The sequence below is a fragment of the Atopococcus tabaci DSM 17538 genome (genome assembly GCF_000429585.1).
GTDB classification, from domain to species: Bacteria; Bacillota; Bacilli; order Lactobacillales; family Carnobacteriaceae_A; genus Atopococcus; species Atopococcus tabaci.
The window spans coordinates 1-8,592 of record NZ_AUCD01000085.1 but is presented as its reverse complement, the minus strand read 5'-3'; the positions used below and the strand labels follow the sequence as shown (position 1 = coordinate 8,592).

The 8,592-nt window shown below is 40.9% G+C and carries 11 protein-coding genes and 1 pseudogene; all 12 read right to left on the bottom strand.

The genetic code is table 11. The annotated features are described in order from the left end of the window. Positions 1–238 (bottom strand): annotated as a pseudogene (locus G470_RS0110525) (ISLre2-like element ISAot1 family transposase); the annotation flags it as partial. 331 nt (positions 239–569) lie between these two features. Beyond that, the gene (locus G470_RS0110520; protein ID WP_028274773.1) at positions 570–1,004 is read right to left on the bottom strand and encodes a hypothetical protein; all 435 of its coding nucleotides are present in this window, start codon (positions 1,002–1,004) and stop codon (positions 570–572) included. Positions 1,005–1,169: 165 nt separating this feature from the next. After that, positions 1,170–4,334, bottom strand: a complete 3,165-nt coding sequence (locus G470_RS0110515) for a phage tail family protein (RefSeq protein ID WP_028274772.1) — start codon at positions 4,332–4,334, stop codon at positions 1,170–1,172. A gap of 88 nt (positions 4,335–4,422) precedes the next feature. Further along, a complete protein-coding gene (locus G470_RS14275) occupies positions 4,423–4,575 on the bottom strand; it encodes a DUF3954 domain-containing protein (protein ID WP_205617927.1) in 153 nt (50 codons plus the stop codon). 5 nt (positions 4,576–4,580) lie between these two features. Continuing rightward, positions 4,581–4,802, bottom strand: coding sequence for a hypothetical protein (locus G470_RS0110505; RefSeq protein WP_028274771.1), 222 nt, complete (start codon positions 4,800–4,802; stop codon positions 4,581–4,583). A 2-nt stretch (positions 4,803–4,804) separates the two neighbouring features. Then, positions 4,805–5,239: a hypothetical protein gene (locus G470_RS0110500; RefSeq protein WP_028274770.1), complete on the bottom strand. Its 435-nt coding sequence runs from the start codon at positions 5,237–5,239 to the stop codon at positions 4,805–4,807. After that, positions 5,239–5,733 (bottom strand): hypothetical protein, encoded by a 495-nt coding sequence (locus G470_RS0110495; RefSeq protein ID WP_028274769.1) that lies wholly within the window; start codon positions 5,731–5,733, stop codon positions 5,239–5,241. The genes G470_RS0110500 and G470_RS0110495 overlap by 1 nt, the downstream gene beginning before the upstream one ends. A gap of 38 nt (positions 5,734–5,771) precedes the next feature. Then, positions 5,772–6,407, bottom strand: a complete 636-nt coding sequence (locus G470_RS0110490) for a hypothetical protein (RefSeq protein ID WP_028274768.1) — start codon at positions 6,405–6,407, stop codon at positions 5,772–5,774. Between the two features lie 14 nt (positions 6,408–6,421). Continuing rightward, positions 6,422–6,982 carry a capsid assembly scaffolding protein Gp46 family protein gene (locus tag G470_RS0110485; protein ID WP_028274767.1) on the bottom strand — a complete coding sequence of 187 codons (561 nt, stop codon included), beginning with the start codon at positions 6,980–6,982 and terminating at the stop codon, positions 6,422–6,424. A 16-nt stretch (positions 6,983–6,998) separates the two neighbouring features. Beyond that, positions 6,999–7,307 (bottom strand): hypothetical protein, encoded by a 309-nt coding sequence (locus G470_RS0110480; RefSeq protein WP_028274766.1) that lies wholly within the window; start codon positions 7,305–7,307, stop codon positions 6,999–7,001. Between the two features lie 198 nt (positions 7,308–7,505). Then, complete coding sequence (locus G470_RS13400; RefSeq protein ID WP_051258552.1) at positions 7,506–8,015, bottom strand: hypothetical protein; 510 nt, start codon at positions 8,013–8,015, stop codon at positions 7,506–7,508. A gap of 270 nt (positions 8,016–8,285) precedes the next feature. Further along, positions 8,286–8,592: IS30 family transposase (locus G470_RS14270; protein WP_156908073.1), on the bottom strand; the 307-nt coding region annotated here is incomplete at its 5' end.

The following is an 8,592-nucleotide window of genomic DNA, read 5'->3' as shown; positions in this document are numbered from 1 at the left end:
GTCTTCTATAATAGGTCACCTGACCAAACTGAAATTGGACGGTTCGCTGTTCTATTCTATCTATTTTCCAGCCCTCTTGCTTATAGTGGTAATACAGTTCCTTGTCCATTCGTTCTATTGCGTATTTCATTATCCATTCATTCCATCCTTGAAACCATAGGTTTAAATGGCTTTCTATATCAAGTAGGGTATCTTCTTCCTTCCACAATGCAATGATTTGTGCTATTATATTGTTCATAACGAGACCTCTTTCTATTTGTGTGGTAACTTTTAGAATAAAGGTCTCGTTTCTTTTTGTCCAATAAACAATAGATGACTTACCGAGAACTATTTTACACTAACCTTCAAAATTACTTATTTCCGTAACATTTATTTATTCCTTATACGCCTTTAATCGATGCTATTTAATGCTATTTGATATAAAAAACATGTGATTAGATACGATTAAGGACGATTAAGAAGTGAAAAAAACATCGAGTATACAGAAAACAAAATGTTAATATAGTTAAAAACATGTTTGCTTCAAAAGAAATAGAACCCCTCCCCGACTTCAACGGGGAGGGTATAGCTTAGAAATCTTCAGGAATATCCACTCTGGCGTCTAACATATCCGCGTATAGTTTCCCCAACTCAAACATCTCTCTTTCCATCTCAACTCTTGTTTCGATGTAGCGTCTATTCCGCATAAATTCGCCTTTAGGACCATGGAAAGAATGGTTGAAATCAAACTGTTGAACGACTTCCCCGAAAATGTTCTTCACTATAGCATTAACGAAGTGTAGAGTTTCTTCGTCTCTAAAGCCATTTGGAGCAAATTCGTCCTTAGCTTTAAAAACAATAATGTTCAAAAGCTTTTGCAGATTCTCTGTGTGTTCTCTATTTACTTTCAGTCCTTCAATCGCTATCTGATCCTCAGTTAATGGACCTAGCATAGTGAACAATTCATATCCTCTTTCGTATACGTAAACTTCTTTCTTCTGCCTTTTTGTTGTCTGGTTTTGCATAGCAATTCCTCCATATTTTTATTAAGCGTATCCAGCTTGTAATTCATCATATGGAGCGGCTATTTATATTATTCCAAATTATGTCGGACCTCATGTTCTACCTTAACTAACAAAAAGGAGCCGCCAATTACAGCAGCTCCTCCCCTTTTTATAAACCTAACAATGTTATCTGCCCCATCTTTCTGATAGTTGTGTTCGATTTCCGCCTGCGCGATCATACTGAGGGTACGTGGCGCCTACAAGTTCACCCGAATCTAACACGATGACTTGGCCATTATGTGCAATCTGTTCAAGAAGTTTTTCCGTGCGACCAAGTATCGCTTCCGAGCGCACAGAGTTGACATTCACAGAATGTTGAACTGTTCTCCCCACATGTCTATTTGCTGAGGCTATTCCAGCAATATCCATTTGAGGTTGAACGGACATTGCGCTAGAAACAGTTGCAGCAATCCTGGAGGCCGCTTGTGTGACATTCCGCAAACGGTTCAACAACCCGATTTCCATTCCCTCTGTGGTGTATTCCCCGAGCTGTTCTGTCACTCGAGAAGGAGAGTGGATTCGCATCGCGCTCCGGATGGTACTGGTAACGGAGTTAGCAACTGCTCGAGCTGCACTGATCGCTCCTCCGCTCCCGGCTCTGATTCCGTTTGTTAACCCAACCATGGCATATCTTCCTGCGCTGTACAAAGAAACTTGCATGGCTCGGAAGACACTGACGATGCTATTTGCTCCGTTTCTTGCAGTGGATAGTGCCAGTTGCAGACCTGAAGCAATTGCCTTATTCGCTTGTTGCATAGCTTGATTGATAGATTCCACAATTTTACGGAAAGCAACGCTGACTGTTTGTTCCATTTGTCGCGTTTGTTTAACCATCTTGTCGTTCATCTGTTCAATCGAATCACTTGTCACGTTGCTCAAGTTGCCCATCTCTGACCCCACATTAGAGGTCATGTTTTCAAGGTTGCCGGTAACATTGGAAGTCATGTCTGATACGTTTCCAGTCACGTTCGTGTTCATGTTAGACGTATCCACAGTCCCTGCGTTGTTGATATTCGAGAACAAGTTAGACACTTCTGAGTTCATTCCTGCTATTTCAGAAGTGGATGTGCTAGCCAAATGCGACATATCCGACTGAACACCTCTCGACATTGCCCCAGTATATGTCGTTGCTGTATCAGACATGTTACCAAATTGATTGGTAACATTTGAGGACAGGTCAATAGAAGTGGCATTCATTTTTTGTGCAGCTGCGTCCATTTCTGCGGCTGTCTGCTGCCCGCCTTCCTTGCTCTTTCCAGTGATTCTATCCCACAAACCAGTGAAGACTCCGGTTATCTGTTCTACTACCCCGCCTAGTAAATCAGGGATGGCCTGAAGGATTCCAGTGACAAGACTAGATATAATTTGGAAGCCAACCTGTACGATAGTAGGCAAATTGGTTACGATCGTCTCCGCAAAGCGGACGATCAGCTCAATTCCAGTGCCGATAATCTGAGGAATCATCTGAACAATCCCATCCACGAGCGTAAGAACCAGAGAAGTGGCCGCCGTGAAGATTAATGGCAAATTCTGAAGGATTCCTTGCGCAACGCCAACAAGGAGGTTTAAGCCCACCATAGCTAGTTGCGGCAAAGCTGAAAGAAGCGCTTGTGCCAGCGTGAAGATAATCATAATTCCCGAAGAAATTAAGCTCCCTGCGTTGGCTGCAATTCCACCTATCAACGATGCGATGATTTGTACTCCACTCTGAACGATGAGCGGCAACAAGGTTGCAAGCATCCCCGCAAAGCTCTGCATCAATTGAACGGCAGTAGTGACTAATTGCGGTAAATTGGCTACAAGTGAATTCACTAAGGTGGATATGATCTCAACTGCAACGGTAGTTAGTCTTTCTGTGTTTTGAATGACTCCATCGATTAGGGAAGTGATTATTTGGAAACCACCTTGAATAATGGTAGGCAGATTAGCCACTATTACCGCTGAAAACTGTTCAACCAAACCGGTACCCGCATTGATGAGCTGAGGAATTCGGTTTAGCATTCCATCTACCAGGCCTTGGATGATTTGAGGCCCTTTGGTAACTGCTACATCTACGAATTTATCAATCTGCGGTCCGAACGCTCCCGCTACAACGCCTAATCCAGCCAATACAACTCCCAAAATGGCAGCTGGTCCTATCAGAGCAAGGGCTCCTTTGACTAATAAGGTCATGCTTTGAAGTCCACCGCTGAGGACACCTAGAGCGGCTGACATCCCCCTACTCAAGCCTCCTGCTAACACATCCGCTAGTTTTGTAAAGAACGAGAACGTTCCGCTGAAGGCACTCACTACTCCGCCTGCAAAACTTGCTATAGGTCCTAAAGCAGGCATGACAAACGCCAATGAGATAGCGGTGCCCACTGTTGCCAGTAGTGGTAGCAGTGGTTCTATAGCTCTTGTGATTAAATCAATGCGCTGTTGAGCCGTTTTTAAGCCTTCAAACTCTTTTGCGAAATTCCGTATCCAATCAGTCGCTCTAACAATATAATCTGTTGCTATCTCCATGCCTCGAATGAGGGGATCCATAAACGGTTCGCCTATCGCTGAAGCTAAAGTAGAAACAGAGGATTTCAAGTTTCCGAATACGTTCTCGAACTCTCTAGATTCCCTTTCTGCTTGTCCCATAACACCGTTCAGTTTGTAAATATCATTAACATACTCCAAAAGATAATTTTGCTTTTGGGCTTCTGATAAATCGTCAAACGACCCACCGTATTTCTCGTTATAGGCTGCGCCAATCTTGGTCAAGTTAGTATTGATTCCGATGGCGTCCCCGTTTTCAAAGTTCCCAAGTAAAAAACCTTTCAGACTGGCGGAGGTATCTTCAACGGATTTATCGTAATAAGCCGCTGCATCTGCCGCAATTGTCATTGCCTGTTCTGTAGACTCAAGTGAGTCATTGACTTCCATCCCAGTTCCCAGGAAGTAGGACTGAAATGAACTCATTGGTGCTTTCAGCCTTTCTGGAAGCATGTTAAAGGATTTACTCATCTCCCCAACAAGCGCATTGGCTTCTTTCTCGATACCCTTAAACGCTTGGCCGTACTGAGCTTCCATGACTCGCATGTCTGACGCACTCTTAATCATGAAACCGGTAAGGACCGGTGCCATAACAGATGCGTATTTGGCAGTAGTAGCTGCCATGTTTCCGATTGCTTTAGTGTATCCCGTATTGATTTGCTGGGTTTGTCTCTGAAAATTAGTAACAATTTTTTCTGCTCTTTTAAATCCGCTTGAAAAATTTTGATCCACCGCTGATAAAACGGCTTCAACGGAATAAGATTCAGCCATTTATTAAACTCCTTTCTGTTTAAAAATAAAAAGAGGCATCTGCAGAGCGCCTATGCGCTTCTTGCAAATGCCCCAAGTTCTTTGGTAGCTAGTTAATCTCTTCTGTAAAATTCGTCTCAACTCTTACCGGTTTACCATTCTGCCAATGGACCGTGGTTTTTCCAAACCCGTGTTTCGGCTTTTCAACCTGCTTGATTTTTCCGTCTTTGCAGATGTAAACTTCATTTTCCTTTAATTCCAAATTACTTATTCACCTCCTTTCATTTTTTCAGAAAGGTGTCTAAGAATGAATGATGGTGTCTTAGAACAATAAGCAATAACATAATCCGAGTTAATAGTAAAATCGCCATCCTCCAAGGTTACCACTGCCTTCCCTTTAGAGATTTTAATATTTGTTACTTTATCTAATCCGACCATAAAACTTTGTGGTTGTTCACCAAACTGTATATAGACAATTTCAACGTTCATTGTCATTTTCCTCCTCTTTTTCCGTTACCGTGCTTAAACCATAATGATTGTTCGTACTCATCTTTGTATTTCAATTCGTATTCAGCAATAAAGTAACTCATTTTTCGTTCTAAGCGATGGCGCTTAGCTTTATACTTCGATAAACTCATACCTTGTTCCTCTGCTAACTCTTTATCTGTTGGTCGTACGCTAATGCCGTTCTTTACCTTGTATGGAACACAATATTTTGAAGCAAGAAATGCTCTTTCTTCTTCCTCTAAATCATTCAAGGCGGAAAACAGTATTTTTGCTAAAACTACCTCATGTTCTTTTAGGTAATTCAAATTCTGTTGATATTTATACCATTTCCTCAAATTGTAACCACCGGCTCTAGGTCTGAAGTTTGGCAACTTATCACTTGATTGCTCTTTTAACTGTTGAAGTTCAGGCAAACTCATTATTTCACTCCTAACACCATCAACATTTCTTGAAAATTGGCTTTTGCGTTTCCTGTCGCGTCATACTCTCTTGGTTCTGGATTAAAACCATACATGAATTGAATCGCGTCCTCTATTTCGTTTATTTCTTCGTTTAAAGCTGTTTCTACATCTTCCCTAGCAGGCATCTTCAAACCTCGCCTGTAGCGCTTAAATAAATACTCACGTTGTCCTGGCGTTAAGGATTGAAGATAGTCATTAAAGTAACGAAGTTTTTTCTCTTTCACCTCAATCCCTCTCTGAATATTTGCAAGACAGTCTACAAACAGCACAACTTCTTTTTCTTGTCGGAAGCCTACCGTTACCAATACTCCTGCCCCAAACTCTTCCGTCCTTGTATGCATGGATTGGCTATAAAATTTTTTTCTCATGATACGTAATCGTTGTTGCGATTCCTTTATAGATTCTTCGAGTCGAAAATACTTCCTCGCTAATCCAAATCTGTCTCCACTCAACACACCACCCCGCTTAATGCGTATTTGTCACCAATTATTCATTCCTTAGTTTCTTTCTGCTTGCTGATGGTTTCTTCTTTCTGTTTTATGCTCAGTCGTAAATCCTCTACGAATCCTGTCACATTTGATAATCCTGGAGAGTTAAACCTTTGAGCTAAACTAATTCCATTTGAAGCGTCAATGTCTCCTGTATATCCTCCTACAGCGTGCATGACATCATACATTCCTGTACCTTCCAGTTCTTTATAAGCTTCTTCTACAATCTCTGCAGAAAGCCTTTCAATCTCTTTATGTTTTTCCTCTACTGCCTTCAAGAGGTTAAGTAGGTTTTCTTCTTCTTTTAATAATCTTTCATCTGCATCAAGCGAGAACTTCATAACCTCTTTCGCTCTTCTCTTGAAATTTTGGGTTTCATTTTCTACTTTTCTATTGAATCTTTTCTCTTTCTCCCGAAAGCCTTTTTCAAAATCTTCTGCTCCTTGTTTCAAAGAACCGAGCTTTATAGTCGTTTCATATGAAGGCGACTCCTCCATCTCTGCTGTATACTTCTGAATATCTTCCCGAAGCCTCGCGCGATCATCCGACATCTTCTTGAATTCCTCGATATCTTTTTTTAATTCTTCCGCTATTTTTTTGTAATCTTTAATAACTTGTTCGTGTCTTTTTTGAATCATTTGTTGTCCTCCTTTTAGTTTCTACCTGTGAAGTAGTGTGACGGTTTTCTTTTAGTTTGCTGTTGCTTTGCTTTTTGAGCGACTTGTTTACCTATCTTGCCTTCTTCCATTTTGTTTCCAGACTCAATGGGGATCCGACCGCCTAGACGCTTTCTAATGGCTTCGTCCTGGCCTTCCCATAAATCTGCACGTATTCTCTGGACATACTTTTCGAATACCTGCACATTTGCTTTTGTCTCCTCTGAGCTTTCGCCTACCAACAGACGAGCAAGCTCCCTATCAACTTCGATGCTTTGAGCACTTAAATGCTTAGAAACGTCTTTCGTCGCTGATTCCAAGGTTTGTTCCTTTTCCATTTGAGAGAGTTTCTTCTCCAGCTCTTTCACTTCTTCCGAGGACTCGTCTTTTCGATTTAGGTTCTCACGATCCCATTCTTTACGGGCTTCATCGCGGCCTTTTGAAATAGCTTGTTCAATTAGTTGATTAACTTTGTCTTCGTTCAACCCAACCTCTTCTTGGTCTTCAGCTTCTTCAGAAAAGAACTGCAGCTGCATTGTCAATTTGTGTCTATTCATCTTTTAATCCTCCTATCTAGTTATCGAAGTAATGGCTCTTTGCTGGATTTACTTTTAAACGTTGAGCTAATTCCCTGCCCAGCGCACCTGGTTCTTCTGACTGCGGTGCTTGATCATTATCGGGATTGGTGTCCGAATCTTCCTGCTTCTCGTTCATAATCTTTTCTCTGACTTCTTCCATCCCCAATCCATCCAATTCTAGTTCTAACAACGGGGAATACTCTACGCCTTCTTTTTCACATAAAAACTTTGCATATTTGCTTTGTACCTCTTGCTTGTCTAGTTTGTAGTCATATGCCAAAATATCGAAAAAATCGAAATTCATATGCTTCTCTCCTTCATTCATTTTTGTCTTAAAAAGTGTCGTTTTTAGCTGGTTTGTTGTGGAGAATAGACGTGGAACGTTGTAAGGCTCTTCAAGAAGTAGCATAAATCCCGTGTTTCAACCCATTCTCACTAATCATTTGAAGAAACTAAATCTTCCATTCAGGTAATTAAATCCTTGGTTGTCTGAGTGGTCCCGCTATTTAAAGCTCTGGGCGACTCCTGCAAGCCAAAGTCTGTCCCCCTCTTTCACATACCGTGTGTACTTCCGTTTTCTTCGATTGTATTTGTCTCGATGCATGTTTTTTGGTCTATCTGGGAACTTGTACTCATTATTCCTTCCGTCCCATACATAACTAGGATCAATCTTCTGTGCTTCTTTTTCTGCCAACTTATAGTAGTAAGCACAATCAGTCTTTGAGCGGTTCAAGGAAGGATATTTCAGATTGAAACAATCCCTACACCCGATTTCTCCATTCTTCGTATGGTAGTAAAGAATATTTCTTCTGCTCACACAAGTAGGGCAGAGGAAGTAATACCTTAAACCGCCATAGTTGGTGGGCAGAGTCTCCAAGGCAATCTCTTCTTTTCCCAATATGACCCACTTTTCTTTCTTGTTCACTATCCCTGACATTTTTTCCGCCAGCTTGATCCTCGTGAGACTCTCTGGAATATCTCGGAAACTCTTTATATTGATTCTTAAATACATAGATGTTCTCTCCTATATAAGAAAAACCCAAAACTATAAGGAAATTCATTTTTCTCTTACTCTGACCATCTCTTTTCAACACTTAACATGTTAGGTTTTGTAAGGTTCGATTAATTCCCTTTTAGGGTGTCCGATTTGTCCGGATAGTTTAACTCTCAAAGGGTATGCACAAAGAGAATACCCTTTACAAAGATGTGCGATCAGCATTACTAAGGTTTGAGTTTTTCCTCTACTAAAATCAACACCACGATTGAATATATTTTTGATTTGTCAAATTAAGCGAGACAAAATATCATTGTCTACATGATCTAAGAAACACTCAAGTGGTGTTCGATAATTTAATGACTTTCTTGGAATGTTGTTTCTTCTAGAAGAAACGCTTGAAATGTACTCTTGTGTAACTGAATTGAAATCCATTTCTTTTGGTAGACCGGTTTTTCGTAGTAACCCATTTGAATTTTCATTTAGAGCTCTTTGAGAGGGCGTGCCTGGGTCTGCAAAATAAATGTCGATATCCTGTTGATTGCTGATGTTTTTCCAGTTTGAAAATTCTTTCCCGCAATCAAAAATAATCGAT